The sequence below is a fragment of the Bacillus cereus group sp. MYBK5-2 genome, assembly GCF_051915685.1.
Lineage (GTDB): Bacteria > Bacillota > Bacilli > Bacillales > Bacillaceae_G > Bacillus_A > Bacillus_A cereus.
In genome coordinates this window covers 123,963-150,432 of the sequence record NZ_JBQAFE010000007.1, presented here as the reverse complement: position 1 = coordinate 150,432, position 26,470 = coordinate 123,963, and the positions used below count along the sequence as shown (strand labels likewise).

Below are 26,470 nucleotides of genomic sequence, written 5' to 3'. Positions count from 1 at the left end.
CTTTTACATTTGATATTAAATCTTATGATTCACGGTGACTCTGATGCAACTGTACCTTTTGAGTTAAGTGGAAACGTACATATGATTCCATTCCTGATAGTAAACTTGCTCTAATACAGGGTGTCCTCATGGATTAAACGCAACTCATGCAAAAGAATTTAATGAAGCATTATTAACATTCGTATAATCGCTTATAAGTTTCTTGTTTGAAAACTTTGAAATAAGAAAAGAGAATGTCAAAAAAGTATCCACAGATTAACTTTTGAAGACATTCTCTTTTTTTTAAATGTTTTTTATTTTCGGTACTATACTATATTTTATGTTTAATGAAAATGATTAAACATGCTATGAGAATGTGATGTAATTGTGTTAAATTAAATGATCACTGCTAGTAAATTACATAGTAATAGACATAAAAGATGCACCAAGTAGGTGAAGAAATCCCGGCTACGCAGTTCGATACGTGGTTGGGACAATTTGAATTTTATTAATAAATGAGGAATGAGAAATGGCTATCGAAGCACATAGATTTAACGCTAAAGGGTGTAATGGTCTTGTAATTTTCGAAAATGCTGATTATGATTTGCAAAATTCAGACACAATTAAAGGAGTTTATGCATTTGATGATTCTTCTTGTAACGTTTGTGGAAAAGAATTTTTAGTAGTTCTCAGCTATGCTGTCATTGATTTTGATGAAGAAAAAGGAGATTTTGAAGAAATTGAATCAGCTTGTATTACTGAAAGGCAGAATCAAAAATTTTAACCAAAGCGTTATTTTATTATAGATAAATAGGTGACTCAGCAATTGTGCTAGCCGAGTCACCTAGTATTATCGAACCAAATAATGTTCTTTTTTTTATGTAGTTATGTTGAATTCCTAGAGGCTAGCCCTCAAAAATAATTAAAGAACAAAGAAAATCATTGTAGAGAGAACTAGATTTTATTATGTTAATGCTACAACAGCAAGAGTCAAGCCCAACGTATTTAATGTATTAGAATATGGTCCTACATTAACAGTAAGAGTACTTGTTATACCTGAAGGTGTAGTGAAAATTGCGGGTGCTGATACAGAAGTGAATCCTGCAGTATATCCCAGAGAAGTACCAGATCCAATGATTGGATTATTATTCAGATACATAGTGATACCTGCCAAATTACCTCCTGGTTGAATGATAACTTGCACTTCATAGATTGCTAAATAGGTTCTTCCACCTTCAAGTAAAACAGTTGTTGGTGGTGTGAACGAGATTGCCGTACCATTAGAATTTACCACGGTATCTAGTGGAATCGCGGAATTTACAGAAACTATTGATGGGGTAGTTTGAACAACATTTAAACTGTTAGCCGTGGGGGATGGACAAGTGCAAGGTTTGTGAATGTTAGAGTTGTTATCATTTTGGAAATTCACAAATAATCAAGCTCCTTTGCGTAAAAAAATTTTTATCCTATATAAAACGTAGCTTTTTTGTATCTAAGTTATTTTTAATAAATTTTTAAAGATAAATCGAATATTGTTGGTCAGTCGACTCATAAAAGTATTCGATACTCTGGGATTTCAAAGTGCATCTGGTAAATATATATGAATGTTTTTTTTAGGACATTACTGTAAGTTAGGAAAACATAAATCTGGAAATAAAACTTGATATTCCGGGTTTAACCGAAGATCAGTAGTTGAGGTTGTAAAGTGTATATAATTTTTTTCTAATTTATCTAGTGTTGCCAGATGATGAGTACCTAAGCCACGCTGGATGCTATGTTTAGAAAGAGTAGGCCCAATTTGTAATTTTCGGTTTTTCATAGCTGTATTCCAGGGGCTGTAAAAGAATTTTAAAACGAAAGCAGGATACATGTAAACGATAAATGGATGAGGTGACCAATGCCGCCCAGCCCAATAGTTACCATGCGAATAATGGTGGATTAATCTACCGCCATAGTATGGAACAGGTGGATTTGGGGGGATTATTCTCCCATGATAACGCTGTTTGACAAGGGGAATTCCGTATCTCGGATCGGTATAACCGTGAGCAGGGTCATCCACCATCAGAATAGTCCTAATAGCATACATGTTTTGCCCTAAATTGGCAAGAGATGAGAAAAAGGCTTCCTTATCAACACAGCAAAGAAATTCAGTGGTATTTAGCACCATTTTCCATCCCGTAATTTCTTTTTCTATGTTCATTACTTCTTGATCAACTAAAATGGCATCAAACTCTAATACCTTTGATTCACGAATTTCCCAATGAGGTGCAAATAATTTGCATAATTCAACCGAACGATCAGTAGATCCACGATTAATAAGAATGCCATGATCAAATAATTTTGTGTGGTGCATTAACCACCACGGAAGCAGATACTCTTCGTTATAAAAATGAGAAATTAAAGTTGTGTTAATAAAAAGTCCTCCTTTCAAAATTTTGTGGGATATATCCTTATCTAATAAGATATGTTACTTGATCTAAAAAGAATGAAGAAAGATTTTTAACAAAATAGTTATTTTGTTAAATAAAAAACATGCACAAAAATTGTGCATGTAAAGTAAAAGCTATGTCTTGTCTATGTAAATATATGCTTAGTTTATATAAATGGTGTGTATGTTTGAACGAAATGGTTATTTGCAAATATCAAGAGCGCTTTTTAAGGCGCTCCATGACCAAAACTAATATTGAAAAAGAATACCGCATTATATTTTATGTATGTTCTTACTAAGTGTGCAGTTTAAAAAATCTTTCTTTTGCACAACGAAGCAGCTAGTTAATAAAACTAACTGCTTGTTGTACAAAAGAAACGCTGCGCTTACAGAAATAGTTTGTAACTTTAAGTTACAAAGATAGTATGAACAGGGTTAAAAATGTTATTCAGAAATGAAAGAAAAAAATAAAAAAGAGCACCATGAATAAGTGCTCTTTAAGATAGGAGGTAACACTTTGAGCTGGATGTTTAGGTTAAAATTATATGATGTAGAAAAGGAATAAGACCTAAAACTTATTTTTAACTAAATACAAAAGAGCAGCTAGCATGGGCTAACTGCTATAAGAACATTACATCCACGAATTTAAGAAGTATAAATATTTCGTGAGTTTTGTATAGTATGGACAAAAATATCAAGTTTATGTAATGAAAATTAAAATAGAGCAGTCATTTGCATTAACTGCTCCATTCGATACAACCTGGGTAAGAAGCAGATTGTATTTTGGTTATTATTGACAGAATGTTTAATTTTATTCAGTTATTTAATAAAATCCTTATTTAGTAATAAATAAAAAGAAAGCCTTTAAAAGCGTTCTATGACCAAAATTGTATTGGGAAGAATGATCACGATTATATTGTATGTATTTTTTTAGTGTATGTGCAAATTTAAAAAGAAATCATTATTTTAAAACTAAAGAGCGCTAAAAAAGCGCTCTTTACCACGACATATATTGAAAGAGGAAACAAGACAGTATATGCATCCTTTTTTAGAATGGTGTGGTCCTAAAGCTAAATCTTTAATAAATAATAAATTAAAAGAGTACACATATAAGCGTACTCTTAAACAAGAAAGGTAGATTTCTATGAGTGGATTGCCTCCATACATTAATATATGCTTGTCCAGTTAAAAGGTGAAAAAATTTAAATAAAAAGCTATTTATTCTCGAAATGAAAAGAGCACTTACAGAAGTGCTCTTTCAAAAAAATAGTGTTAGTTTTTACTTTAGTAATAACTAACAAAAAGAAATTGGAGTTTGCTTACTGTTATATAAGTTGCAGAAAATTTATTACGGCTGGGACTACTGTCAATACTCTTAGTGAAATTGTTGCTGGCCTTGTTGGTTACCAAATTGCTGGCCTTGTTGGTTACCCATTTGTTGGCCTTGTTGGTTACCCATTTGTTGGCCTTGTTGGCTACCCATTTGCTGACCTTGTTGGTTACCCATTTGCTGACTTTGTTGACCACCCATTTGCTGGCTTACCTGATCAACTTGTGTTTGAGCCTGTGCAATAGCTTGATTAATTTGACTTAATGTTTGATTAGATTGTAAGTACTGTAATCCCTGGTTTAATGTTTGAATAGCCTGTTGGATAGTTTGCTGTAATTGTTGATCAGCTTGTTGCATTTGTTGTTGAGATTGATGACTAAATTGTTGAAGTTGTTGCATTAATTGATTAGCTTGTTGTAATCCTTGTTGTTGACCTTGCTGTTGACCTTGCTGTAATCCCTGTTGTTGACTTTGAGTTGTTTGAGATAAAGAGTGTTGTAACTGTTGAATTTGATTTTTAAGGCTAGTTAATTCTTGTGAAACTTCTAAATCAGCAGCTTTACGTGCTACAGCTTCAACTTTTTTCTCAGTACGTTTATCCATTATTAGTTCCTCCTTTTGTACCCACATAATAGTGTGGAACATTTTTATAATGTACAAATTTATATTATTAATACTAAAAAATAAAATTTAGAGCCAGAGGAAGGGAGACATATAGATAGTACTTTAATTAAAATAGGACAAGCAAAATTGCTTGTCCTAGAAGGAGGAAACCTCAAAACATCAAATTGACTCGTATTGGTAAACAGGTTCCTGAATAGTATGATTCAAATTAAGAAAGTTATACAAATATGGCAGGCAAAGAAACTTTGCCTGCCTGTGGGGTGAATGAGTTAGCCATTTAAGATAAATTGACTTCTCATTCCTTTACAAAAAGAGTGAAGCCACTAGTATATATGGCTTATAAATAGTGTGTGTAGTGTTTGAGAGCTTATTCAAAAAAATTAAAATGAGTAGTGCCTTTAATAAATTGATTTTTCTTAGGTTTGTGTAGAGCACATGGTAATATATGAGGATTATTTATTAACGTGCAAATATCTAATGGGATTTTCATTTTGTAGAAATAAGTAAAATAAAAAAGAGCACTATGCATAAGTACTCTTTAAGATAGGAGGTAACACTTTGAGTTGTATACTTAGGTTAAAAATATATGGTGTAGAAGAGAAATACGAAAAATTTATAATTAACTCAATTCAAAAGAGCAGTTAACAATTGTTAACTGCTCGGCCCTCAGAGAAAGGGGAAAAGAATATTACAGAGGTCACTGTGAATTCAAGCTGTATCAGCCCATTTATAGTATTGGGCATAATTTAGAATTTTATTCGAACAAATTCAAAAAAGACAGCTAGCAAAAGCTAACTGCTCTCCTAAAGAAAAGCTAAGAAGGAAGTTCAAAAATTAAGTGTATTTATAGGATGGACAAGATTTAAGGATTTATTCAAGAAGGTATGGATATGAAAAGATGAAAATTTATTAAGATTATTTAACAAAATAATCCTTTTGTTTATAGAAAAACAAGCTACCACGTTTCATTGATTGGAAATATTTTCTAAGGCATTCTTAAGAGGATAGGAATAGAAAGAATATCTTTGAGAGGAGAGGGATTAATTTATGTTAGGAAATTGGTTTGATAAATTAAAAGAACCTAAATGTATACATAGATATAAACTTATTAAAAATCATGACAATGAAGATTTTAAAACTGGTAAGATGGGGATAGTTAGTTATTATAAATGTGAAAAGTGTGGGAAAGAGAAGGAAATCAGCAAATATACTAATGATGTTAATAGTGACTATTAGGATATTTAAAATAACATTCGAATATAGTCCGGCTAGAAAACTAGAGGACACCAATTCGTTAAAGCAGCAATTAAAGCTGTTTTAGGAATAGGTGTCCTTTTTATTTTGAAAAGGGAGATAGGGAAATGAAGGGGTTAAAGGATCAGTTACGTGGATGGAAAAAGAAATCCAAGCAAGGAAAGAAAAATAAGAAAAAATCAAAAGAGGAATTTAGTACTCGTGAAATTGAGGATTTAATGGGGATGCATAGACCTTGTTATGAACGAAGACGTGGAGCAATAAGACAAAAGTAATCTAAAAATAAAAAGGAGTGGTCTTACATGACTAAACAATTATCTTTCTTACCAAAAATTGATAGAACAGCAACACAAGAGAAATTAGAAGGTGTTCTTGAAAGTGTACGTATATATAGACAGTTCGGAATGATTCGTAAGGAAATGAAAGTCACTCCTTCTTATGAAATGAGAGAACATGGGCCTATGCATGCAGTTGGAAAACCTTTAGAAGATGTAGCGATAGCAAATCTACAACAAAGTGAACGTGAAGAGTGGCTGGAGTTAATTTCATTCCGCGTTGATCAGTTTTTAAGTCGCTTAGGTAATGGTAGTGCGGGAAGAATTCAGAGGGATATTATTAATAAGCGTTATTTAGAAGAAGAGGATGTATGCGACTATATGATTTATAACGAGATTGGAATGGCTGAACGTACGTATCGTCGTTGGAAGTCCAGAGCATTTTATAATTTAGCTTTTGCTCTTAGATTAGAAGTTTATGAGACAGAAGAAACAGGAGGTAATGAATAATGAATTTTGTTCAACCGATACGTGATAAGGAGCAAATAAAACAGCTTAAAGAGTATTTTAGGGAAAAGAGCTTACGTAATTACATTCTCTTTATTATGGGAATCAATACAGGCCTGAGAATCTCGGACATTTTGAAATTGAAGGTAGGAGATGTAAAAGGCAGTCATATATCTATGAGAGAGAAGAAAACAGGGAAACAGAAACGAATACAAATTACTGCAGCATTAAAAAGAGAACTAAAATGGTTTATAGAAGAAAGAGAAGATCATGAATACCTTTTACAAAGTAGGCAAGGCAAGAATCGTCCAATCGGTCGTAGCATGGCATATAAGATATTAAGTGGAGCAGCGGCAGAGTTTGGATTAGATGAAATCGGAACGCATACCCTAAGAAAGACGTACGGATACCATATGTACATGCAAACAAAAAACATAGCATTACTCATGGAGATATTCAATCACTTGTCAGAGAAGGTCACGTTAGGTTATATAGGTGTTAACCAAGATGCAATGGATAAAGCAATGACTAGGTTTAAAATCTAATCATTGTTTATTTTTTTTTAAATCTAGGGGTATCGTAGTATTTTTGAAAAAACACGTTAAAAGTATGCAAGGTTTTATACAGTTTTTTGGCTAATCTAGTAACAAACAATAACCCTAAAATCGCGCTAGGATAGGAATGTATAAAAAATGCATAGATCCATAGAACAAAATAGAAGGTTCCTTTCTGTCGATAATGAGACGTTATGTTAATTAGGTTTGGATATTGTATACATCGTCTTTTCTTCAACTAAGAGTGCAGATTCATACAATAGGAATTATTTTTAAAATTATAAAATAAGAAAAAGTGAACCTATATTAATACTGATAGAGCTATGTTATAATCAAAATAAGGGTTTTACCCTTATTCCCTTTTTATAGGAGAGTGTTTAACATGATTATCAAGTTCATTCGTTTACGTTAATTTTAAACACAATTCGTTATGCCTAACTATTTTTTTAAAAAAATATGTGGGTTTATTTGATTGTGTCTTTTTTATTAACTAAATACGAATGAAATGAGGAGTTAATCATGACTGAAAAGATTATTAAAATTAATGAAATTGATATATGTACAGAGAGCTTTGGCGATTCAGCAGATCCAGCAGTCTTACTGATTATGGGAGCCATGTGTTCAATGGTTTATTGGGATGAGGAATTTTGTCAACAATTAGCTGATACCGGCCGATATGTTATTCGTTATGATAATAGAGATGTCGGACGGTCAACTACTTATAAACCGGGGAGTTTCCACTATACTGTGGTAGATATGGCTGATGATGCGATTGGAGTACTCGATGCATATCATATTGACGAAGCACATATTGTTGGAATGTCATTGGGTGGAATGATTGCTCAAATTGTAGCCTTAAGGAACCCTCAGAGAGTTCTAAGTATAACTTTGATTGCATCAGGTATTTTTGGTTCTGAAGACAACAACAGGAATTTACCTCCGATCGATGAGAAGATACTCGCTTACCATGCTAATGCGGCCAAACTAAATTGGTCAGATGAAGAATCTGTTGCAAATTACTTGGTTGCAGGATCAGCTTTACTCTGTGGTTCAAATCATAAATTCGATGAGAAGAGGGTTTATAAGCAGGTAGAAAAAGAAATAAAACGAGCAAATAACCTACTCAGTATGTTTAATCACTCCCTTCTTAAAGGTGATGATTCTTATGAAGGGAAGTTAAAAGGAATCAATATACCTACTTTGGTTATCCATGGTACAGAGGATATAGTGCTTCCATACGAGCATGGTCTTGCTCTTGTTGATGAAATTCCCCATGCTTTGTTACTAACCCTAGAAGGATCGGGTCACGAGATTCACTGTGACGATTGGAATCATATAATCAACGCTATTTCGAATCATACTTCAGTCCTATAATCATTATAGGAACCGTATAAAACAAAAAAGATTTGGAAAAAGGGTTACAATCGAATCTGTAACCCTTTTTTTCTATTAAAAATCAGTTTTGGAACTGTTACCCAGTTAAAAAATATTAATGCTCAGTGATTGATATTTCCTTCCTATAATGAGACGCTATGTTAACTTTCTATGAATATCATATTCAACCAAAATTACCCTTATTGATGGTACAATTAAAGCCTTGGAGGGATATTATGGGAATTATTTTATATTTTGCATTTTATTTTGGAGTACTGTTTCTTATAATTGGTACTGCATTAGTTTTATTTATTATGGCTGCATTACCAAAAATCTGGAGTAAAAATCTATCATTCGTAATGATCGGTTTAGGGATAAATATACTTACCATTCCGTTATCTTATTTTATAGGTGGGATGGCAACAGATTCTCCTGATAGTACTAGGTTAGATTTTTGGAAAGGATTTTTCTTTATTCAAAAAATACCGCTCTTTTTACTGGTTTTTTTATTATTTTTAACTGTGGTTTTGTGGTTTATTCGTAAGAACAAGAAAAAAGTAAACATGTAGAATTTTAAAACGACTTCCAATAACGATAATTATGTAAATAGGCTGTCCATATGGGCAGCTATTTTATTTTTCCACATAGCGTAGGTTATTTTGCAAAATGTTGGTGATATCACTATACAGTTACTCATAATTTTCGCACTGTGTAACTCAAAAGAGAAAGTTAAATGAAATCAATGATACCAAGCGATTCAGCGAAGGGGGCAGTTACACACAATATAAGATATGGGTAACTTAGTGGTGTATTGAATTGTGAGGGTTCTATACTTTGGATATAATGTTTAAAGTGAAGATCGTGGTAATAAGGAGGTACGACATAGGGTATGAATGGAAAAGGCTCAAAATTTTTATCTACAATTTTAGGAGCAGTGGGTGCTGTTTTATTTTTAGTTATACTGCCTGTACTGTATTTGTTAGGGCTTCGATCATCTACTGATGATAGTAAAAAGAATAATACAAAATAATTGGCAGACTCGTGACCGCTTTTTGGCAGGAAGTGCGCCGGTTATTTTGGAATTGGCATGTTATATTTGTATTGTGAGAAGTGGCGGAAAACACAACTCACTATTTTGTTTTTTAAATTCTAAATGGTTCGTAATGATGACACATAAAATCCGAAACCAGCAGATGGTAGTGGTTGAATGATACCGTTATTAAGGAGAGCTTTTGCTCTTCTTCTAGTTACTTAATAATATGGATGCAGATGAATCTAGCATCATTAAGTGATTGGAAAAAGAATAAAATTTCACTTATCGTACTAATAGTAATAACATAGGATTTTTCCAGAAGAGTAACTGATGCACGGTTGCTCTTTAGCTACAGAATTTTGGTTACATCCGAAAGATCAAACGGATGCTGACAAAATGCTAGAAGATATAGCCAATAGAGTAGCTACTGAAGATTACAATAAAAAAGTAACGGACATTGAGAGGGAAATAAAAGCGACAGCAGATGGTGTCGAGATAACATCGAAGAAACAAGAAAAGTTTATTAATGAGACTTACGCCGCTTATGTAAAAGAAACGGGTTCTAAACTTAAGGTTCTTGATGAAGGAATCCTTGCAGAAGTTAAAAAAGGGAATATCATCGCAGCTATTCACTTTTCATCGGAAAAATTAGAAATTGATGTTTCAAAGGTAGCCATTAATGCCGATACAATGGTGAAATGGTTAACTACAAAGGGTATTGATACGAATATCATCAAAGTTAATGGCGATAAAATTACCATCGATAAAAACGGCGTTACTATTAAAATGTTAGACTTCCTTTTTGAAGATGAATGGGGAACGAAAACAACCGTTATGCCAAAACGAAATTTAATAGCCGATCATGATTTTTCTAGTGTTCCAAAATTGAACATAGGTAACCCCAATTATCAGGGGTTTGGTGCTGGATACGGTCTACCTTGGAAAGTACAAGGAAACGGTGTAGTGATAGAAAATAACACTTTTATATTTAACTATGAACAAATGGTAAATGCAGTCCGTGTCGACACGTATAATTATCCAGAAACAAAGGTTCAAAACGGGATTCATCCAGGAAACTCTTATACATTGTCAGCACATTATAGAACCGCACAGATTAACGGTGTGCGTACAACTGCAAAACCACGATTGCAGGTATGCTTTGTTATGCCATTGGATGAAGTGAGTTATAAAATTTGGCACGAAATATATAAAGATTTTCCAGAGCCATCTACATTTTATGGTGAAATTAGAAGGTATAATTTCACGTTTACCGTTCCTAACAATTACAATCCACAAGAACATATGATTGTAATTAAAGTTACAGCTGCAAATGCGCAAGTTTCTGCGGGTAGAGCTGTTTGTGTTTCAGGGATAACATTGGTTAGTGGTAACTATGCTTGCATGTATAATTGGGATCGTGCGGCATCAGAAAGGGCCGATGGTCTTCAACCGTTTAATAGAATTGCTATAGGCAGCGTAAATAACAACATAGGTCCAGCTGCTCATGGGCAGACCTTTGAAATAAGTACAGAGAAGGGTGTATTCATAAATCAACCTATTCTAAAGCAGGGAATAAATTTAGGGCGTAATAAAATGGGCCAAGCTGGGTCCATTCGTTTCTTTGATGGCGGTCAAGGCTATGGGTTTTATTTTATGGGAATGGGAGGACAATGGTACAAGCTACCTAACGTTTAGGAGGAAAATATATGGATGATTACAAAGATTTACAAGGTTATCCCTTACAAGCGGGGCAAGGTGCTCCGTTTGCTGGTAGGTTAGTAGATTCAGAAAGAAACGAAAACGGAGTATTTGTGCGAATTCCTTTTGATATGCTAAACAATGCCGGTTTATATGGTGCGAATAAAGTAGAGGTGTGGGGGGAAACGGATGGAACGATATATTTCCGTATTGCAACAAGATGCGAAATATGTAAACGTGGAGCTCGTTTGTACGCACTGGATATGGGGTTTGCGAAAAAGAATATTTGTTTAGAGTGTTATACATCACTTACAGGGAATTATCCATCTCAAGAACCGCCAACACCAACTAATGAAAAAAACACACAAACAGAGCAGGAGCAGCAATAGCTGGTCTTTTTTTATTTTGAAAAGGAGGCTGAATAAATGCCAGAACAAAAACATGATGACTTTAAAGAATTATTAGTTGGATTAACCAGAGTAGAAACCAAGCTAGATACACTTGGTAATGTTAAGGATGTTGCAATTGAAGCGCAGCAATCAGCGAAAAGTGCTCATTTAAGAATTGATCGATTAGATAAGTTAGTATTTTGGATTGGTACTACAGTAGTTGGGGCTATTATCACCGGTGGGATAATGGCTCTTTTTAAATTCGCAGGGAAGTGATCGTATATACGGTCACTTTTTTTATTGAGAGGAGGTGAGAGTATGAGGAATTATGATGTAGCTTCAATTAGTCGATACGTCGTATTAGTAATTGCTGTAATTAATAGTGTTTTAAATCTTGTCGGATACCAAACAATTGATGACAAAATCACAAACGATTTAATAGCTGTAATTACAGGAGCATTCACCTTGTATATGGCGTGGAAGAACAATTATTTGAGCAACAAAGGATTACAGCAAAAAGATGTATTACAAAAAAATAACTTACACTAAAAGGAGATGTTGAATAATGGGTTGTTTCGCAGGTTCAGGTGGTCACAATAGTATTGTACAAGGTGCAAATAGTGTTTATGGGAAAGAACATGTAGAGGATAGAAAGTTTCTTGATGCAGTTGCTAAATATGTACAAGCAGCTGGATGGAAGTATGTGAATTGTTCTGATGAAGTTGGTACAATGCAAACCGCAGTTTGGAGCAATGCAGCAAATAATCACTTACGAGTGAAAGATAGTGATGTAGATTTACAGTTTCATTTAAATGCTTCTCCAGGTGGCACAGGCTGTGAAGTTTGGCTGCATCCTTCATACGGGAATAGAGAATTAGCAGCAAAGATTTCAAAGGCGATGGCTGATGCATTTGGTTTGAGAGACCGAGGCATTAAATTAACAACAGAATTAGGTTGGATTAATAAAACAAAGACTGGTCTATTACCTGAAATTTGTTTTATTGATAATGAGGTTGATATGCAAAAATACCGTGCCAACTTTGATAAGGCTGCTAAAGCTGTAGCTGAAGTAATTGTAGGTAAATCAATTCAATCAGGACCATCAGTGTCGACAGGGGGTAATAATATGAAATGGACAATGAAATCAGGCGGATTAGGAATTAATTTAGCTCAAGAAATTATGAATAAACTAGCTGAATTCAAAGTGAAGGGTAACTTAGTTTATGAAGCAGATGGTATTTTCTATCTACAATGTGAACCTGTTGATGACCGTAATAAATTAGGTGCTATCACATGGTATTTCAAAGATTATAAAGGATGGTATTGCGAAGTATATCAAGTGCAAGCTTAATATAACAAAAGAATAGTTTGATAAAAAACATGTCCTTAATTGTATGACTTTTTGTCAATGGATCGTCATAACATACAGTATACAGCAACAAATGAAGCTTATGTATGGTATATGTGAGTTGAAAAATAAGTACAAAAGTAGGGAGGAGTGACTTAATTTCCTCCCTAAAAAAATAAAATGAGCTTATGCTTTTAGTACTCTAAATGCTTCTCTTACTTTTCTAGCAAATTCTAATGGGGGTTCAATTGATTCAAAGTGCATATACATTGCCCGTGGTTCTTCAAATAACCAATGATTATGAACCGCTGTAACTAAAATATTTCTTTTTCTAAGTTCAGTTAATAATGGGTTAACTTCTTCTTGTAAAAGAACAGTTTCTCCTAAATTTAATGCGTTACCTCTACTATCAACATCTTCAAACGAAAAGAATTGAGGGTTTACGAGTGGGGATCTTGTTCTACGACCAAGAATAGTAAATCTAATATTACGAAACTTTTGCACTAAACATACTCCTTCTGGAGTAACCATTCCGTTTCCTTCTAAAATTCTAGCAAACTCTCTACATAGGTTACGCTCGGGATCATTTGGATGACAATGATGTGGTGACATAAAAAAAACTCTTTCCATATAAATTTTTGGTTTGTGTAATCAAACCTCTTTATCAAGATATTCATATTATCGAGAAAAGGCTTGGACTAAAATAATATAAATAAGTCGTCTTAATATTAGTGAAGGATAGAACTTATTATTGACTAATTAATGTGTATGTTAAATGTTTTTTTAAAAGAATAGTTTGATTAACAAAAGTAAGAGCCGTTCTATTGGGCGGCCTTTTTTTAGTTCTATATAATTAAAATTTACTTTTAGATAATGCCTTTAGTATTGGATTAACAATCCTACTGATTAAGTGAAATCCTCTAAATATCGACTGGAAAACCTTCATCGTATCATCTCTCTTGGACTAGGTGAATAATAACAATTTTAGAATATGATTGTAAGATTATTTTTCTAATTGTATCTAAAAGAGTGGATTGTTTATTATATATTTAATAATTCATTAAATTTAAATTCTGTATTTAATCCAAAGGTATTTGTATTGTAAAAAGTTTATATGAGGGGATTCAAAATCAATGCAATAGTAAATGTCAATGGTGCGACACACTCTAAAAGCTAAATGTTTTATATCATAGCAAATTCAAAGTTAATTGCTGTGAAGTAAAGGTAAATTCACTTTTATAAGGAGGAATATTCTTGTTTGCTATTCTAGTTTATCTGACTTAATAAATAGAAAATTATCGTAATTTTTGGTAAGGAAATTATCAAGATTTTTCATAGAAAATTCCTCTAAAAATATTATCTTAATTTTCTGAATAAATAGTGAGGACGTTTGTTTTTATATCAATAGTGATCAAGTCTAAGCAAATTGTAATCAAAAACATAGTCTATCTTATAAAGCAGTGAGGCAGTTCTAAAATAAGATGAGATTTACTTTACTAGTTTTCATTTCATATAGTAAGTAGGTTTGATTCAAAAAGACTTCTTCACTACTTTATAAATTTTAAAGGAAAGGTTGATGAAAATGGCAGAACATCATGAAGATGAAATCCGTACTTTGTTACGCGCATTTCAATTAGTAGGAGCAAGAGTTGTATTATTTTTACCTTCATTCCACGTAGAAGGTCTTATTACTCGAATCGGAGAAACTTTTGTTACGCTTCGTCGTGGTAATGGAGAAGGCGTAGAAGTAGAAAGTAATGATAATGGAAATGCACTTGAAAATCCTAACCAAATTAGTGTGAAAATTAGTAGTATTTTATCAGTTAGTGATGATCGAGGAGCGTAACTAGCAAACTTAAAAATGCACTAGGTATTTGTAATCCTAGTGCATTTTTTTAATATTATATAAAATTTAAATAAACGATTTATCAAATAAGGAATTTAAAATTAATTACATACAAGACTAGTGATAGTGCAATTACCTAAAATATAAGTAATATCAAGATTTTAGGTAATTGCACTATCACTTTTATACAAGTCATGTTTACAATATAATACAAACTTTTATAGGAGGGGATTATATGTGTAAGCTCTGTTCAAATCAAAAAAATACTAAATTTAAATTATTTGATATAAAACCTATCCCGTTTTTTATTCCACCAAAATCTTTTGCGTATTCATCAGAGCTTCAGGAATCACCTGATATTTCAACAAAACCAATAAGGTCTCAAGAATCACCTGATACTTCAACAGAACCAATAAGACCTCAAGAATCCGCTAGTGCTTCTGTAAAACCAATAAGACCTCAAGAATCCGCTAGTGCTTCTGTAAAACCAATAAGACCTCAAGAATCCGCTAGTGCTTCTGTAAAACCAATAAGACCTCAAGAATCCACTGGTGCTTCTGTAAAACCAATAAGACCTCAAGAATCCACTGGTGCTTCTGTAAAACCAATAAGACCTCAAGAATCCAGTGATGCTTCTGTAAAACCAATAAGACCTCAAGAATTCACTGATGCTTCTGTAAAACCAATAAGACCTCAAGAATCCAGTGATGCTTCTGTAAAACCAATAAGACCTCAAGAATCCAGTGATGCTTCTGTAAAACCAATAAGACCTCAAGAATCCAGTGATGCTTTTGCAAAACCATTAAAAACCCAAAAATCCTCTCGTGTTTTATTAAAATTAAGTGATACTTTTAACAATCCACCAACCCCTAAAAAATTCATACTATCGCAAGATGATTCACAATTATTATATAGTCAAAAAGAATCTCATTACCAAATAGATAAATCTAATAATATTGAAATAAAAACAACTGAAATTAAAAAATTACTATGTGATTATCAACTAACCAATTTATACATTATATTATTTTTAGAAGATATTCATATCAAAGGTTTTATACTGCACATTAGCAAAGATCTAGTTACTATTATTGGACCAAATATAAAGGTAGAAAGCAATTCAACAGATAATCTTATAGGATCACCAAACAGAATTAACGTAAAAATTGAAATGATTCAAGGGATTGGTGATGTAGGAGTTTCTCTCTCTAGCTAAGATAAATTTGTATATCAATATGGATAGTGTTTATGTATTCGTATTGATATACAGTTATTACGGTAATGTGAAACCAATATTTCTTTTTAAATTTGCATTGAATCTATTAGTTCTTGCTCAAGTTGTTCTTGTGTATCATCTGTAACTAGTGATTTCGGAACTTTATTTAATTAGTTAAGAATCTCGTTATTTCCAATGAACCGTTCCGGAATTGAAACGAATGATCTCCACTTTACTATACCTCTCCAATGTAATTACATGAAATAAAGGGATATCCTTTGAACGTAAGTACTTCAATGGGGAAATAATCAGTATGTAAGAAGGTGTGTGTATTATCTAAATAAAAAAGTGCTAACAAGTTTGCAAACGAACTTGCTAACACCAATACAAAATAGACATAAATTATCGCCGATATGTCGTCTTTGAAAATGGCTTTAATCAGTTACATCATACTTATAAGAAATGCTCATAAAAACAGTCTTAATATCAAAAATATTATCATTAGTGAAAGTAACATTCATTATTTTGTAATTCTTAAGCTGCCACCATAATAATAATTCTCCCCAAGTTTCATAACAGCTACATATGATCCTGGCTTATATACTGTGTAATAGGTGTTACAAATCTACCATAATTATGCGCAGTACCAGAATCATAAATTGTTTTAGGAGTCTCAACAACAACATCATCATCAACTTAAGAAAATAAGTTACCCCCAAACACGATTAAATTAAATTTCAGGTCTATAAAAACATAAAATTTCCATTTAGGGGGTACTTTAAAATCTTAGCTTGATAGCAAAACATATCCTTATATATAAGGGTTTTACCTAAAATAGTTCGCCAGTCATTACATTCATAAACTCCTTAAAAAACTTTTCATAATTCATTTGTATTGCAATCCTATGTTTTGGACGATTACCGAATGTTTCTGGTTCAAAGGTAGACCTAAAATCTCCTATACTTTGTCCTCTTACAGTATCAAGTACATTAACTGTCACTGCTGATTGATGGTACGTAAAAATATCATCACGATTAATCGCAATTAAAGTAAGTGCATCATGAACCGGGCTACCTTGTATTCCAGGAACTTTTTTTTGATAAAATTGATAATAGTAATAGTCTAAAAGAGGCTTTAAAAATTTAGTTTTCCCTTTAGAGTGGATATAATTGACCATTTCCGGTGTTACAATAGCCGATTGTGTAACATTCAAAGGATAAATTGATAGATTCTTTGCGTATCTCATTACAATATTGGCTGATCCAGGATCGCCATAAAAGTTAGCTTCAGCAATGGGAGTAACATTTCCTGGATATAGAAAAGCTCCTCCCATAATATAATAAGAATGTACATATTCCATCACATCACCATAAAGGAGAAATAAAGTTGCAAGTGAAGTTAGCCGCCCGGTATTCACGATAATAAGCTCATTTTTATGCTGTTTAATAAGTGTGAGAACCTCGAAAAAATTCTCAAATGTCTGAATCTCTAGTCCTGGATAAATGGGACCTATCCCAAATTTACCATGAACTTCTGGATAAAAAGTTTCGGTTTCTGAAGACATGGAATGCTCCGCCCCACCAAAAACTTTTACATATTCTTTACCTACACTTTTAAGTAAAAAGCGAACATTTCTAACAACTTCAGCTTTAGGTACGTTCCCATAGTCTGCAACAATTCCTATAACATCAATTTTATCTGTCAAATGCGCATATATGATAGCTATCGTATCGTCAATTCCGAAATCCCCAAAAAACAGTACTTTTTTCCCCATACAATATTGCTCCTTAATTTTACTAGTTTTCAAAACGGATTATAATTATGTATCATAGGATAAGGTTGCTCTCATGTTTATTTGTAGTACGATATATGAATGAATTCATCTAGTTAACATACACTTTCGTTAATAATGAGCAAATTCCTTTTGTATGAAATGAAATAGTACGGAATTACTAACCTTAACAAGTTTTTTCGGATATCCTATACTCATTATGTGGTCCTCAGAATGAATAAATTACATTATTCTTTCTGTAGAATTATAGGTAAAGAAACGTATTTTTGCTATATAGGTAGAGCAAAATCTTAGCTTTATAGCGATGTGTTGCTACCCCAATAATAAACCAAAATCTCTTGATTAAATAAAAGTGAATTCGGTTTTATTACTGTATAGTACAAAATTGTTTTAAATTGACAGTAAAACCACAAAAGATACGTGAAGTTACTGCTAACAGCACCCTTCAAAAGAATTGTTATAATAAACAACTTGCAATATTGATATAATATAATAATTCATTGAAATAAAGAGAAAACAAAATATAAATTTAGGGGGAGAAATACTTTGGAAATAGATCAAATAAAGAATATCCTACGAAAAAGAGCAACTATCTTTCAAACAGGAGGAAAAAGACCCGATTTATCTATAAATGAAAGTTGGATTGGAAAGATTCCCTATTCATTACAAAATGAAACTTACCCAGTCGACCGCTATCAAGAAAAAATGTATGCGATCATGATGCTTAATTTAACTCAAATGCCTTTTGTTCCAGAAGCAGTAAAAGATATGAAAGCCATCGTAGTATTTCTTTCTCCAAACTTTGCTAAAGATTTATCCAACTTATCAGGAAATTTTTGTATTAGAGAATATGATTCTTTAGAGGAACTAGTACCGAATGAAATGTCACTTACGTTTCCAAATCTAAAACTTTTTCTCTTAATACCTAGATTACTTTTTGTGAATATAGAAAAGCAAACAAAACAACACTTCAAAAAGTTCATTTTTTCATTTTGGGGTAATTCTAAATTCTTTAGTTGATGGATATAGATTATTAACTTAAAATAACATAATTTAAATTATCTAGAGACAACGCTCTTTCATTAATATAATAAATGGAAGGTTATTTAATTCCCTATTTTTGGATATGTAAAATTACATAAAAAAACATGTTTAAATAAGACGCGCTTTTATATATAACTAGAGGTAGAGAAGAAAAACTATTGTTTAGGATTAATTTAAAACTTTTAATTTAATCGATGTTTGTTGGTATTCCATTAAGAGAGAAATTAAGAAATTAGCCTTTGCTAATCGCTCTTTTATTAGAGCTATTTAACTTTCGTGAATAAGATGAATATCCGCATAAGAATCTTTATATTTAGAAAGGGATAAAAATGAAAAAAATCGTATCAACACTATGTATAGCTGGAGTGACTTTAACTATTTTAGGAGTATGTCCTCAAAGTAGTTATGCTCATCTCGATCAAATTGATTTAAATGAGAATGATCCTATTACTGCAAGATGGTCTGCAGAAGCTCCGTATCATTCTGATAAAAGTACACATTTATGGATTGCAAAACAAGCTATTGAAATTATGAAAACAGAATTTAATATTGAAGCAAATAAGCAGGCTGTGGACTTTTTAAATTATCCACAATATAAAGATTTATTTTCTAAAGGATTATATGATGCAGATTATAATGCAGAGTTTAACGATGGTGGTACAGGAATAGGTGGCGTTTTTAAAGGCGGATGGAAATCTCACTTTTATGATCCTGATACTAAAGAAAATTATAGAGGAGAAACAAATCCAACGGCTCTTACACAAGGTAAGAAATACTTTTATGAATCTGGAGAACATTTACGAAATAAGGACTATGAAAAAGCTTTCTATTACTTAGGAGTAGCTACCCACTACTTTACAGATGCTACTCAACCTATGCATGCAGCAAATTTTACCGCAATTGATACGAGAGCTATAAAATATCATAGCTACTTTGAAAATTATGTTACAACCATTCAAAATCAATTTGCAGTCAATACTGGAGGGAATTATAACAATTCTCTATCCACACCTGAAGAATGGATTGATTATGCAGCTCGAGTAGCTAAACCTGAAATCCAAAATATTACTAATGATAAAACATTTAAGTATTATAATAGTGGTAAGGCACAATTGTGGCAAGAAATGGTTACCCCGGCTGTGCAGCGAAGCTTAGGAGAAGCTCAGCGCAATACAGCAGGTTTTTTAAATCTATGGTTTAAAACTTTTACTGAAAATGTGAAAGCTCCAAGTATAGAGACTGCATTAATCTATGATATAGAAGGAAATGTTATAGAAGCAGGGAAAAACTATTATATCGTACCAAGTGAATCTCCTTATCAAGGCCTAACATTTGAATGGTATATAGCAAATCGTTACGATTATGTTACACTTGCAAATAAAGAAAACAATGGTTTATCTGGTACACCTATGGAATTTGAATTCTACAAAGAAAATGATGCAAAGCTACACCACGGGGAAAGTATATACCTTCGCATGAAGCACTCAAATTACGATCAATTTCAATATTTAAATTGGTCTAATTATTCTAGTTGGATTCACCTTGCTCAAAAATCTGATAGTTTAGCTGATTTTAAAATTAAAATTAACTTGGATAATCCTACAGAATATAATATTTTTACAGATGACTATCCATTAAATTATGAAAATATAAATGCAAAGAAAAATTGGATTATACTAGGTGAAAAAAAACAAAAACCTAGCTCGTGGAAGTTTATCCCTGTTAGATAACCTAAAAAGAAAAACACTCGTCCTTAATCAGAATGAGTGTTTTTTATTATTTTAACCAAGAAGGCTCTTTCCTCAAGGTACGCGAAGAAGAAAAAAGAAAAGTTCAATCAATATACTATAGATTATAATAAGGAGAAATTAAGTTTCTATAAAGGCGCGAAGATAGAAATAAAAGAGCAAAAGCCAGAGAAATACTTATGAATTTAAGTATCTTGAAATTCTTCTATCTACGGACAAATCAAAGTCCTACATCGAGCTTCTTATATTGAAAATCTGTAAAAAGGATAAATTGGGATTGTGAAATATTAGAAGGAGATATTCAAGTACTAGTTAATTAAATGATATATTGTAAAAGTCGAAAAAGCATTTTATAATGTTCTTTCGACTTTTTTGCTTGGTAACAAAGAACATAATTACAAATTAAGGAATTGCTATATAAAAGTTTCGTTGTATAGATGTACTTTTCCTTATATTCATAGAGTTTTCATTTGTTTTCTGTTGATGATCACTTATGAGAAAAAGTAACCAAACATATCAGCAAAGTTTAAGGGAGGATTATATATGCTCACACCATTAAAGAAAAATAATCGTTATATGGTCGGATTAGATAGTTTAAGAGGACTGGCTATACTGGGCGTCGTGTTATATCATATCAACTATAAGTGGATACCTGGAGGATTCCTGGGCGTTACAGTTTTCTTTGTACTCTCGGGTTATTTAATTACCGATCTACTTGCTACTGAGTGGGAGAAATATAAAAGCATTGATTTAAAAAATTTCTGGATACGTAGGGCAAGAAGATTACTTCCAGGAATGTTTGTTATGCTCATTATTGTGTTTGCAGGGGTGACGTTATTTCATAACTCCTTACTAGGAAAAATGCGGGGAGATTCGTTAGCAGCAGTATTATATATTAGTAACTGGTGGTACATTTATCATAAGTTATCATATTTTGATAATTTTGGCCAACCTACTCCTTTAAATCATTTTTGGTCGTTAGCTGTTGAAGAGCAATTTTATGTAGTCTGGCCATTCATACTTAGTTTAGGGTTCTATTACATAAAAAAACGATCACGTATGACACTATTTATTTTTTTAGGAGCAATTGCTTCAGCAATTGCAATGGCTGTACTGTATGAGCCAGGAAGTGATCCAAGTAGAGTTTATTATGGTACCGATACAAGAGCGTTTTCTCTATTAATAGGGGCAGTACTCGCTCTACTTTGGCCAAGTAATAGACTATCTAATAAAATTATTCCGTCAGCCCGTCTAGTTTTAGATGTAGTTGGGGGAATCGCTTTAATTATTATTTTAATTATGTTTTGGGAGACAAATCAATATGACTCATTCCTATATTGTGGAGGAATGTTATTTTTATCAGTTGTTACTGCTTTATTAGTAGCCAACCTTGCTCATCCAACTAGCAGAATTAGTGTGCTTTTAAGGTTTAAACCATTACGTTGGATTGGTATTCGGTCCTATGGAATATACCTTTGGCATTATCCAATTATCACATTGACAAGCTCGCAAGCTAGTACAGAAGGACCTCATTTTACTAAAGCTATTTTTCAAGTTTTTTTGATTCTACTTATGGCACATTTTTCGTGGAAGTTTATTGAAAATCCAATTCGGCAAGGTGCATTGAAGAATCTTCGTTTAAAGGACTTGAAAATAAGAGACTTATCATTCGTTAATAGAGTTGCTTTAGCATGTACAATATTCCTCTCCATAACAGTTATCTTTGGTTTCTCAACAGCCGGAAAAGTAAAAGACAATTCTAAACAAGTTAGGACAGAGGCGGTACAAGTGAAAAAAAATGAGGAACCAGCTCATCCAGTTACTAAGGAAGAGAAACCGGTTGATAAAACATTAGAGGACGAAAATAAAGATTCCTCTAAACAAATTAAACAACCTAAAACTGTTACAGCCATTGGTGATTCAATTATGATCGATGTCTCTCCGTATTTAAAAGATGCTTTTCCTAATATTACTATTGATGCGAAAATTGGAAGACAGATGTCTCAAGCATTGGAGATAGTAGAGGGAATGAAAAAGGAAGGCACTTTAGGAAGTCATGTTATTATTGGATTAGGTACAAATGGAGCATTTACTACCCAGCAACTAGAATCGTTAATTCAGTTAATAGGTGATGAACGTGAAATTGTATTAGTTAATACTAGAATACCTCGTCCGTGGGAGGCCGTAGTTAATGAGAAATTAAAAGAAGTCTCTTCCAAATTTCCAAATACTGTGCTAGTTGATTGGTATGCAGCAAGTGCTGGAAATCAATCATATTTCGAACCAGATGGAATTCATTTAAATCCAACAGGAGCAAAAGAATACGCTTCACTTGTTGTTCAGCATATTGATAAGTAATTTGATTCTCGTCTAGATAATTTACCATTCATTTTATTTTTAAAGTAGAGGTAGTCAAAACGTCTTTTTGTTATATCTATCAGTAGGATTTAGCTGTAAGACAAGTTATTTAACTCGATAATTAACTAAACTCAAGGGATGTTATAATAAAGAACATAAGAATGTTATTAGTTTAGAATAGAATTTAATCAGAAAAATTTATATTCCTTGATTTTACGTCAAACAAAAAGACTTCATTTTGAAAAAGATTAATCAAAATGGAGTCTTTTTTTGCTAATCAGTATATACATCAGAATAATTTTGTTACATTCTTATTCTTTTAAGTTTATATTTTCTGTTTCTATATAATAATGATAAAACTTTATTTGTAACCATTTGTTACTTCTAAATAAAATAGTGATAAATTCTTACTGTATGCCTAAATAGCAGGATACTGCCCTCTAAAATCTTTGTTAATAACTAAAAGAGTTAAAACTTTAGAGGAAATTCTTCTAAAGATCTCATTAGATAATTTTCTTTCCATTTTATTTGCTCTCTTTCACCTTGTATTTGTATATTTGGCAAACGGTTTAATAGTGTAGAAATTGCAATTTTTGCTTCTAAACGAGCGAGTGGCGCATCAAGACAAAAGTGACTCCCATGACCAAATGCCAAGCATGGAGTGCTGATTTGTTTTTCTTCTTCCAAATTTGATAGATTAGATTTCCATATTCATGAACCCAGCGCATAATAGTTGTTGGATGAACGGAAATACCACGTTCTTTCAAGATTTCAGATACATCACGATAGCTTAAAGAAAAACGACAGTAATAGCCAACAGCTACTAAAATAATGTCTTTCTTGAACTGTTTCCCTTTAAAGTATCTCATGTATCATTCTCCTCAACACATTTTCCTTATAGCTTAGCTCCATTTGAAAAACTTTGCAACGGAACCTTTACGACCGTTCTTTTTGAGTAGTAGATAAAGACGATGCAGAATTTTTAAAAGTTCTTCTGCGCCACCGGCTATCACTTGAAACAGTAACGGAAAGTAATCTTTAATCATATAAATCGTTATGTATTCACTCATGCTTTGTCTTTTCAAGTAGAAATCATCGCATTTGAAACATCGTAGAAAAACAGAGGAGAATGCCAATGAGTTGTCCATATAAATGGCAATTTAGGCGTTCTCTTTTAATATTTTTACATTCATCAATTTCAAAAAATGACTGCCACGTTTTAACAAAATTTCAATTTGTCAACGATGAATACAATGAGTGCACGTTATTCGTTGGTACTCCTTCTAGAGACGTGCTCGTGATATATACATTCTTATTCTTAATTACATTTCAGGTGAATCTCTAAGAAGAAAAATATAAATAGGATTGAATAAAGGAGAAGCCATGAATGGACTGGCAAGAGCTATTTTCTTTGAAAAACAGGGATTGCTTAGGGAACGAACCATACAGCATCAATTGCAAAGAGCCAGTGCTTTAAACAAAATTATCACTGCCATCAATATTTGGAATACCTTACATCTAACATAAGCAGTTAAATGTCAAAAATGGTCTCGTTAGATTCTTTAAGACCATTGAAACTTTCTTAACGTTGTTAAAAATGGGGGATCGACTTGAAAATGGTCTTAGCGTTTTAAATCCGCATTTTCCGGTACCCCATATATGTTTCTTTGACTTTATAGGAGGCATTTAGTTGTTTTAGATCATGTCGGATTTTTTTGTTCAAGACTGATGAATCCAACGCATAATTTTTATAGAAGTAATGGATAAGTTCCGTTACTCTCACGTTTTCAACAAGTTATGGAAACTTAATATTGATGTATCGGTAATGCATAATAGTTATTTGGAAACTTATTACTTATGACTATATATAATAGTTAACTTACCTCTATATGGATATGCAATTTTACATATCCATATAGAGGAAGAAATAAGCGAAGAGTATTGAAAAATATGCTAAAATAATTTTTTGGGAATGAAAATTCACCTAGTTAAATTAAATTAGGTACCTTTTTATCGGTATTATTAAATTATAATTATTTTAATTATAGTAATGAAGTTGCATAGTAATTTTAGAAGTATAGTATTTTAATTTGTACACATATTAAATAATTAAGATAAAAAAATAAAAAAGGATAAAATTATACAAAAATCTACAAAATTTTACTATATACGCACTGAAAATTTGATGTTTTAATAAGGACACAAGGTGTTAGTTACATTTTAAGACATATAAAATCAAGATCATCTTCGTATATGTCTTTTATGTAATGACTTAGGGAATAAGTTTATAGTAGGGCATTATGTACAAATGTTTACAATCTATATTTATATTCCTTAAAATTCATCTTTAAATTAATATATATATATATTAATTGTTGTAATGTTGGATTTCAAATTAATTAAAATTTAGTCCAACTATTTTATCAAAAGACAACAATAAATGGGGGGATCACTATGAAAAAAGCGTTAGTCGCAGGGTTATTAGTTACAGCAGTATCTACAAGTTGTTTCTCACCTGTAAATACTTTTGCAGAAAGTAATACAACTTATTTACAACCAAGCAGTATACTTGGACCCGCTATGGATAGGTTATCAAATTCGATTACGAAATTAGGATCACAGACGCCATTAATTCAAGGATATGGGCTAATCATATTACAGCAACCAGACCTTAATGTAAATACTATATATGGAATAACAACTGATCAAGGTACTGCAAGAAACCAAGTTCGAGACTGGTTGGATGTATATAATCCAAAATTATTCAAAGTAAATCAAGACATACAGAGTTTCGGAATAAGATTTACAAATTATTATAATACATTGGTTGAACTAGCTGGAAAAATGAATGAAAATCCGCAAGCAAAAGCATCATTTGTACGTATTTTTAATTTACTTCAAGGTGACGTGCAAACAATTCAGTATAATATAAAAATAAATTCAGAAGACTTAAATAATTTTAAGGACGATTTGGTTGAAGATAGTAATAAATTTTCTATTAAAGTTATCAGAGCGTTTGAATCTTATAAGAGTTCAAACGGAGACATTGAAAAATTAAGAACAGAAATGGGACAACTTAATGTAGGCATTCAAGAAGATTTTGAAAAACTTCTAGCTCTACCAAAAGAAAATCTAGACGGTTCTTTAAATATTACAAAGTCGGTTATTAATATTTTGAAAGACGGAGTTAAGGATAAAACTGTAGACGTGTCTAATTTAGAAGCGATTTATAACCAGTATGGACAACTCAAAAATGATAAAGTAACAGAACTGAATAAAGCTATTGCTCAGAAGCAACAGCAACTAATTCAATTGGTACAAAATTTATCGAATATTGAAGTACAAGCAACTCAAATGACACTTATTGAGCAGCAATTAAATAACTTTACAAGAACAGTTAAAAATCAAACTCAGAGTTTTGACAATCTAGTAAGTAGTTGGGACACCTTTAATAACATAATGATTCAAATGGGGACAAGTCTTAATGCTGATACGAAAATAGATTCCAATTCATTACAAGTACGATTAAAAGAGCTTAAACAGTTTACAGATGAATTGAAAAAACAAACAACGGAATATCAAGAGAGTGTTACAAAAATAAAAGTAACAGGATAAAATTTGTGGAATAAATAACAATAATTCTTAAAAATATAATGTAAGGAGAGAAAAATGT

22 protein-coding genes and 8 pseudogenes are annotated in these 26,470 nt (G+C 32.2%); 21 read left to right on the top strand and 9 right to left on the bottom strand.

Annotation, left to right across the window (positions count from 1 at the left end; all coding sequences use genetic code 11):
• Window positions 1–12 precede the first annotated feature (12 nt).
• Together ACTFP3_RS22240 and ACTFP3_RS22235 are read left to right on the top strand one after the other, a co-directional pair.
• Window positions 13–187: pseudogene (locus ACTFP3_RS22240) on the top strand (alpha/beta fold hydrolase); the annotation flags it as partial.
• A 321-nt stretch (window positions 188–508) separates the two neighbouring features.
• Window positions 509–763, top strand: a complete 255-nt coding sequence (locus tag ACTFP3_RS22235) for a hypothetical protein (protein WP_326036984.1) — start codon at window positions 509–511, stop codon at window positions 761–763.
• Window positions 764–943: 180 nt separating this feature from the next.
• On the opposite strand, the gene ACTFP3_RS22230 is transcribed toward ACTFP3_RS22235, so the two are convergent.
• The 3 genes from ACTFP3_RS22230 to ACTFP3_RS22220 all read right to left on the bottom strand — a co-directional run bounded on the left by ACTFP3_RS22230 (window position 944) and on the right by ACTFP3_RS22220 (window position 4,340).
• Complete coding sequence (locus ACTFP3_RS22230) at window positions 944–1,408, bottom strand: hypothetical protein (protein ID WP_149215670.1); 465 nt, start codon at window positions 1,406–1,408, stop codon at window positions 944–946.
• A gap of 192 nt (window positions 1,409–1,600) precedes the next feature.
• On the bottom strand, window positions 1,601–2,332 hold the full coding sequence (locus ACTFP3_RS22225) for a glycosyltransferase family 2 protein (RefSeq protein WP_440011339.1): 732 nt from the start codon (window positions 2,330–2,332) through the stop codon (window positions 1,601–1,603).
• Window positions 2,333–3,782: 1,450 nt separating this feature from the next.
• Window positions 3,783–4,340: a hypothetical protein gene (locus tag ACTFP3_RS22220; protein ID WP_440011292.1), complete on the bottom strand. Its 558-nt coding sequence runs from the start codon at window positions 4,338–4,340 to the stop codon at window positions 3,783–3,785.
• 1,068 nt (window positions 4,341–5,408) lie between these two features.
• Here ACTFP3_RS22220 and ACTFP3_RS22215 point away from each other — a divergent pair.
• The 12 genes and pseudogenes from ACTFP3_RS22215 to ACTFP3_RS22160 all read left to right on the top strand — a co-directional run bounded on the left by ACTFP3_RS22215 (window position 5,409) and on the right by ACTFP3_RS22160 (window position 12,796).
• Window positions 5,409–5,597 (top strand): hypothetical protein, encoded by a 189-nt coding sequence (locus tag ACTFP3_RS22215; protein ID WP_326036982.1) that lies wholly within the window; start codon window positions 5,409–5,411, stop codon window positions 5,595–5,597.
• A 125-nt stretch (window positions 5,598–5,722) separates the two neighbouring features.
• Window positions 5,723–5,890: a hypothetical protein gene (locus tag ACTFP3_RS22210; RefSeq protein WP_326036981.1), complete on the top strand. Its 168-nt coding sequence runs from the start codon at window positions 5,723–5,725 to the stop codon at window positions 5,888–5,890.
• Window positions 5,891–5,917: 27 nt separating this feature from the next.
• Window positions 5,918–6,400, top strand: a complete 483-nt coding sequence (locus ACTFP3_RS22205; protein ID WP_317188289.1) for an ArpU family phage packaging/lysis transcriptional regulator — start codon at window positions 5,918–5,920, stop codon at window positions 6,398–6,400.
• Entirely contained in the window at window positions 6,400–6,942 is a 543-nt protein-coding gene (locus tag ACTFP3_RS22200) for a site-specific integrase (RefSeq protein WP_440011289.1), read from the top strand. Before ACTFP3_RS22205 ends, ACTFP3_RS22200 begins: the two co-directional genes overlap by 1 nt.
• Before the next feature lie 528 nt (window positions 6,943–7,470).
• Window positions 7,471–8,325: an alpha/beta fold hydrolase gene (locus tag ACTFP3_RS22195; protein WP_006924004.1), complete on the top strand. Its 855-nt coding sequence runs from the start codon at window positions 7,471–7,473 to the stop codon at window positions 8,323–8,325.
• Between the two features lie 236 nt (window positions 8,326–8,561).
• Window positions 8,562–8,894 (top strand): hypothetical protein, encoded by a 333-nt coding sequence (locus ACTFP3_RS22190; protein WP_140337326.1) that lies wholly within the window; start codon window positions 8,562–8,564, stop codon window positions 8,892–8,894.
• A gap of 320 nt (window positions 8,895–9,214) precedes the next feature.
• A complete protein-coding gene (locus tag ACTFP3_RS22185) occupies window positions 9,215–9,355 on the top strand; it encodes a hypothetical protein (RefSeq protein WP_326036933.1) in 141 nt (46 codons plus the stop codon).
• A gap of 345 nt (window positions 9,356–9,700) precedes the next feature.
• Window positions 9,701–11,053 (top strand): annotated as a pseudogene (locus ACTFP3_RS22180) (phage tail spike protein); the annotation flags it as partial.
• Window positions 11,054–11,064: 11 nt separating this feature from the next.
• The gene (locus ACTFP3_RS22175; RefSeq protein WP_326036932.1) at window positions 11,065–11,445 is read left to right on the top strand and encodes a hypothetical protein; all 381 of its coding nucleotides are present in this window, start codon (window positions 11,065–11,067) and stop codon (window positions 11,443–11,445) included.
• 36 nt (window positions 11,446–11,481) lie between these two features.
• Complete coding sequence (locus ACTFP3_RS22170) at window positions 11,482–11,721, top strand: hemolysin XhlA family protein (protein WP_001115042.1); 240 nt, start codon at window positions 11,482–11,484, stop codon at window positions 11,719–11,721.
• Between the two features lie 42 nt (window positions 11,722–11,763).
• A complete protein-coding gene (locus ACTFP3_RS22165; RefSeq protein WP_326036931.1) occupies window positions 11,764–11,994 on the top strand; it encodes a phage holin in 231 nt (76 codons plus the stop codon).
• Between the two features lie 16 nt (window positions 11,995–12,010).
• Complete coding sequence (locus tag ACTFP3_RS22160) at window positions 12,011–12,796, top strand: N-acetylmuramoyl-L-alanine amidase (RefSeq protein WP_326036930.1); 786 nt, start codon at window positions 12,011–12,013, stop codon at window positions 12,794–12,796.
• Between the two features lie 183 nt (window positions 12,797–12,979).
• Here the strand turns inward: ACTFP3_RS22160 and ACTFP3_RS22155 are convergent, their stop codons facing one another.
• Window positions 12,980–13,423, bottom strand: coding sequence for a DUF1259 domain-containing protein (locus ACTFP3_RS22155; protein WP_440011286.1), 444 nt, complete (start codon window positions 13,421–13,423; stop codon window positions 12,980–12,982).
• Window positions 13,424–14,369: 946 nt separating this feature from the next.
• Between ACTFP3_RS22155 and ACTFP3_RS22150 the strand changes: the two genes are divergently transcribed.
• Both ACTFP3_RS22150 and ACTFP3_RS22145 read left to right on the top strand, forming a co-directional pair.
• Window positions 14,370–14,639, top strand: coding sequence for a hypothetical protein (locus tag ACTFP3_RS22150; RefSeq protein ID WP_016512752.1), 270 nt, complete (start codon window positions 14,370–14,372; stop codon window positions 14,637–14,639).
• Window positions 14,640–14,874: 235 nt separating this feature from the next.
• Window positions 14,875–15,855: a hypothetical protein gene (locus ACTFP3_RS22145; protein WP_440011284.1), complete on the top strand. Its 981-nt coding sequence runs from the start codon at window positions 14,875–14,877 to the stop codon at window positions 15,853–15,855.
• A 520-nt stretch (window positions 15,856–16,375) separates the two neighbouring features.
• Here the strand turns inward: ACTFP3_RS22145 and ACTFP3_RS22140 are convergent.
• Together ACTFP3_RS22140 and ACTFP3_RS22135 are read right to left on the bottom strand one after the other, a co-directional pair.
• Window positions 16,376–16,524: pseudogene (locus ACTFP3_RS22140) on the bottom strand (DUF5065 family protein); the annotation flags it as partial.
• Between the two features lie 160 nt (window positions 16,525–16,684).
• On the bottom strand, window positions 16,685–17,629 hold the full coding sequence (locus ACTFP3_RS22135) for a nucleoside hydrolase (RefSeq protein ID WP_440011282.1): 945 nt from the start codon (window positions 17,627–17,629) through the stop codon (window positions 16,685–16,687).
• A gap of 564 nt (window positions 17,630–18,193) precedes the next feature.
• Here ACTFP3_RS22135 and ACTFP3_RS22130 point away from each other — a divergent pair.
• The 3 genes and pseudogenes from ACTFP3_RS22130 to ACTFP3_RS22120 form a co-directional block, all read left to right on the top strand.
• Window positions 18,194–18,583, top strand: a pseudogene (locus ACTFP3_RS22130) (DUF1963 domain-containing protein); the annotation flags it as partial.
• 437 nt (window positions 18,584–19,020) lie between these two features.
• Window positions 19,021–20,421: a zinc dependent phospholipase C family protein gene (locus ACTFP3_RS22125; RefSeq protein ID WP_326036845.1), complete on the top strand. Its 1,401-nt coding sequence runs from the start codon at window positions 19,021–19,023 to the stop codon at window positions 20,419–20,421.
• Window positions 20,422–20,982: 561 nt separating this feature from the next.
• A complete protein-coding gene (locus tag ACTFP3_RS22120) occupies window positions 20,983–22,797 on the top strand; it encodes an acyltransferase family protein (protein WP_326036844.1) in 1,815 nt (604 codons plus the stop codon).
• A gap of 468 nt (window positions 22,798–23,265) precedes the next feature.
• Here ACTFP3_RS22120 and ACTFP3_RS22115 read toward each other — a convergent pair.
• The 3 pseudogenes from ACTFP3_RS22115 to ACTFP3_RS22105 form a co-directional block, all read right to left on the bottom strand.
• A pseudogene (locus ACTFP3_RS22115) lies at window positions 23,266–23,451 on the bottom strand (cytochrome P450); the annotation flags it as partial.
• Window positions 23,442–23,666 (bottom strand): annotated as a pseudogene (locus tag ACTFP3_RS22110) (IS6 family transposase); the annotation flags it as partial. The pseudogenes ACTFP3_RS22115 and ACTFP3_RS22110, both read right to left, overlap by 10 nt.
• A 66-nt stretch (window positions 23,667–23,732) precedes the next feature.
• A pseudogene (locus ACTFP3_RS22105) lies at window positions 23,733–24,108 on the bottom strand (IS4 family transposase); the annotation flags it as partial.
• On the opposite strand from ACTFP3_RS22105, the pseudogene ACTFP3_RS22100 reads away from it, so the two are divergent.
• Both ACTFP3_RS22100 and nheA read left to right on the top strand, forming a co-directional pair.
• Window positions 24,106–24,321: pseudogene (locus ACTFP3_RS22100) on the top strand (Tn3 family transposase); the annotation flags it as partial. The pseudogenes ACTFP3_RS22105 and ACTFP3_RS22100 overlap by 3 nt on opposite strands.
• A gap of 930 nt (window positions 24,322–25,251) precedes the next feature.
• Window positions 25,252–26,412 (top strand): non-hemolytic enterotoxin subunit A, encoded by a 1,161-nt coding sequence (gene nheA / locus ACTFP3_RS22095; protein WP_440011280.1) that lies wholly within the window; start codon window positions 25,252–25,254, stop codon window positions 26,410–26,412.
• Window positions 26,413–26,470: the final 58 nt, after the last annotated feature.

Excerpts from the sequence above, each read along its gene's own strand:
- ACTFP3_RS22220 (WP_440011292.1), bottom strand. The coding sequence starts at position 4,340 with ATGGATAAACGTACTGAGAAAAAAGTTGAAGCTGTAGCACGTAAAGCT.
- ACTFP3_RS22185 (WP_326036933.1), top strand. The coding sequence starts at position 9,215 with ATGAATGGAAAAGGCTCAAAATTTTTATCTACAATTTTAGGAGCAGTG.
- ACTFP3_RS22170 (WP_001115042.1), top strand. The coding sequence starts at position 11,482 with ATGCCAGAACAAAAACATGATGACTTTAAAGAATTATTAGTTGGATTA.
- ACTFP3_RS22145 (WP_440011284.1), top strand. The coding sequence starts at position 14,875 with ATGTGTAAGCTCTGTTCAAATCAAAAAAATACTAAATTTAAATTATTT.
- ACTFP3_RS22160 (WP_326036930.1), top strand. The coding sequence starts at position 12,011 with ATGGGTTGTTTCGCAGGTTCAGGTGGTCACAATAGTATTGTACAAGGT.
- ACTFP3_RS22150 (WP_016512752.1), top strand. The coding sequence starts at position 14,370 with ATGAAAATGGCAGAACATCATGAAGATGAAATCCGTACTTTGTTACGC.
- ACTFP3_RS22235 (WP_326036984.1), top strand. The coding sequence starts at position 509 with ATGGCTATCGAAGCACATAGATTTAACGCTAAAGGGTGTAATGGTCTT.
- ACTFP3_RS22155 (WP_440011286.1), bottom strand. The coding sequence starts at position 13,423 with ATGGAAAGAGTTTTTTTTATGTCACCACATCATTGTCATCCAAATGAT.
- ACTFP3_RS22125 (WP_326036845.1), top strand. The coding sequence starts at position 19,021 with ATGAAAAAAATCGTATCAACACTATGTATAGCTGGAGTGACTTTAACT.
- ACTFP3_RS22200 (WP_440011289.1), top strand. The coding sequence starts at position 6,400 with ATGAATTTTGTTCAACCGATACGTGATAAGGAGCAAATAAAACAGCTT.
- ACTFP3_RS22205 (WP_317188289.1), top strand. The coding sequence starts at position 5,918 with ATGACTAAACAATTATCTTTCTTACCAAAAATTGATAGAACAGCAACA.
- ACTFP3_RS22225 (WP_440011339.1), bottom strand. The coding sequence starts at position 2,332 with ATGCACCACACAAAATTATTTGATCATGGCATTCTTATTAATCGTGGA.
- ACTFP3_RS22165 (WP_326036931.1), top strand. The coding sequence starts at position 11,764 with ATGAGGAATTATGATGTAGCTTCAATTAGTCGATACGTCGTATTAGTA.
- ACTFP3_RS22210 (WP_326036981.1), top strand. The coding sequence starts at position 5,723 with ATGAAGGGGTTAAAGGATCAGTTACGTGGATGGAAAAAGAAATCCAAG.
- nheA (WP_440011280.1), top strand. The coding sequence starts at position 25,252 with ATGAAAAAAGCGTTAGTCGCAGGGTTATTAGTTACAGCAGTATCTACA.
- ACTFP3_RS22195 (WP_006924004.1), top strand. The coding sequence starts at position 7,471 with ATGACTGAAAAGATTATTAAAATTAATGAAATTGATATATGTACAGAG.
- ACTFP3_RS22215 (WP_326036982.1), top strand. The coding sequence starts at position 5,409 with ATGTTAGGAAATTGGTTTGATAAATTAAAAGAACCTAAATGTATACAT.
- ACTFP3_RS22190 (WP_140337326.1), top strand. The coding sequence starts at position 8,562 with ATGGGAATTATTTTATATTTTGCATTTTATTTTGGAGTACTGTTTCTT.
- ACTFP3_RS22135 (WP_440011282.1), bottom strand. The coding sequence starts at position 17,629 with ATGGGGAAAAAAGTACTGTTTTTTGGGGATTTCGGAATTGACGATACG.
- ACTFP3_RS22120 (WP_326036844.1), top strand. The coding sequence starts at position 20,983 with ATGCTCACACCATTAAAGAAAAATAATCGTTATATGGTCGGATTAGAT.
- ACTFP3_RS22175 (WP_326036932.1), top strand. The coding sequence starts at position 11,065 with ATGGATGATTACAAAGATTTACAAGGTTATCCCTTACAAGCGGGGCAA.